The sequence below is a fragment of the Actinomadura bangladeshensis genome (genome assembly GCF_004348335.1).
Lineage (GTDB): Bacteria > Actinomycetota > Actinomycetes > Streptosporangiales > Streptosporangiaceae > Spirillospora > Spirillospora bangladeshensis.
This window is the reverse complement of sequence record NZ_SMJW01000525.1, coordinates 1-1,692: the sequence shown is the minus strand read 5'-3', so window position 1 is coordinate 1,692 and position 1,692 is coordinate 1. Positions and strand designations below refer to the sequence as shown.

Below are 1,692 nucleotides of genomic sequence, written 5' to 3'. Positions count from 1 at the left end.
CCCCCGCCACCGCGCGGACGCGCCGCCCGAAGCGCCGCCGCCTGCTGATCACGCTCGGTGTCGTCGCCGCCCTGCTGGCGGGCTACGCGGCCTGGACCAACCTGCGCCCCTTCACGCTGCGCGCGTCGATCGAGATCGACGCCACGCCGCAGCAGGTGTGGGCGGTCCTGAGCGACCTGCCCGCCTACCCGCAGTGGAACCCGTTCATCGTCTCCTCCAGCGGCCGGCTGGAGAAGGGCGCGACCCTCCGCAACGTCATGCGCGACTCCGGCGGCGACACCACCTTCACCCCGACCGTCCTGGAGGCCGCGCCCGGCCGGGAGCTCCGCTGGATCGGCAGGGTCGGCCCCGGCGGGATCTTCGACGGCGAGCACCGCTTCCTGATCGAGCCGGTCGCCCCCGGCCGGGTCAGGCTCACGCAGAGCGAGCGCTTCACCGGTGTCGTGATCCCCTTCTTCCGGCACCAGCTGAACGAGCGCACGCTCCCGCAGTTCCGCGCGCTGAACACGGCCCTGGCCCAGCGCGTCGGCGCAACCCGGCCCTAGTCGCGCCGGCGGACGGCGCGCGTTCAGGTGAGGCGGTGGCCGCCGTCCACATGCAGGACGGTCCCGGTGATGAAGCCGTTGCTCATCACCGACCTGAAGGCTTGGGCGATGTCCTCCGGGGTGCCGATGCGCCGGGCGGGGAGGCGTCCGGCGAGGTCGGCGAAGGCGGCCTGCTTGTCCATGGCGAGCTGCTCCCAGATGGGGGTGTCGACCCAGCCGGGCGAGACGACGTTCACCCGGACGGGCGCCAGCTCGATCGCCAGCCCGTACGCGAGCGAGGCGAGGGCGCCGTTGGCCGCGGCGACGATCGTGTTGGAGCCGTTCGGACGGTAGGCGTTGATGCCCGAGGTGTAGGTGATCGACCCGGTCACCCGGCCGGCTCCGTGCTTGGCGACGAGCCAGGCACCGAGCAGCTTGGTGCCGAGGAAGGAGCCGGCGGCCTCCGTGGCGACGTCGGCGGTGCGGCCGTACGCTCCGGTCGCGTCCGCCGCGGTGACCACCACGTGCTCCACCTTCTCGACGCGGGCGAACAGGCCGGCCACGTCCTCTTCGCTGCCGATGTCGGCGCGCACCGTGCCGAGCCTTCCGCTCTCGGGGCGCAGGTCGGCGCGGGCCGCCGCGAGGCGGGGCTCGGAGCGGCCCACGATGGTCACGTCCATTCCGTCGGCGAGCAGGGTCCGGGCGAGGGCGAGGCCCATGCCGGAGCCGCCACCGATGATCATTGCGTCGGTCATGCGGCGAGCCTCGCCCCTCGCCCGCAAGCGCGGAAGGCCGCGGAGCACCTGGGTGCGACACGGCCACCCAGGCCCGCCCGGTCCGGTGGCAGACTCGACGGCATGAACGCTTTGGCGCAGTTCCTCCGGGTCCGGCGGGGGCGGATCGGCCCGGCCGACGTCGGGCTGCCGATCGGCCCGCGGCCGCGGCGCTCGCCCGGGCTGCGCCGGGAGGAGCTGGCCGCGCTGGCCGGGGTCAGCGTCGACTACTACACCCGGATCGAGCAGGGCCGCGAGACCGCGCCGAGCGACTCGGTGCTGGACGCGCTGGCCCGCGCCCTGCGCCTCGGCGACGACGAGCACGCCCACCTGCTCGGCCTCGCCGACAGGGTCGCCGGGCGGACGCCCCGCCGCCGCCCCGCCGCGCCGCGGCC

At 75.1% G+C, this 1,692-nt stretch carries 3 protein-coding genes; 2 read left to right on the top strand and 1 reads right to left on the bottom strand.

Annotated features, from left to right (window positions below; genetic code table 11):
* Window positions 1-545, top strand: a 545-nt coding sequence (locus E1284_RS40565; RefSeq protein ID WP_131945413.1) for an SRPBCC family protein, incomplete at its 5' end; no start/stop codon positions are given.
* Between the two features lie 23 nt (window positions 546-568).
* Here the strand turns inward: E1284_RS40565 and E1284_RS40560 are convergent.
* Window positions 569-1,279: an SDR family oxidoreductase gene (locus E1284_RS40560; protein ID WP_207924252.1), complete on the bottom strand. Its 711-nt coding sequence runs from the start codon at window positions 1,277-1,279 to the stop codon at window positions 569-571.
* Window positions 1,280-1,381: 102 nt separating this feature from the next.
* Here E1284_RS40560 and E1284_RS40555 point away from each other — a divergent pair.
* Window positions 1,382-1,692: helix-turn-helix domain-containing protein (locus E1284_RS40555; protein ID WP_131945412.1), on the top strand; the 311-nt coding region annotated here is incomplete at its 3' end.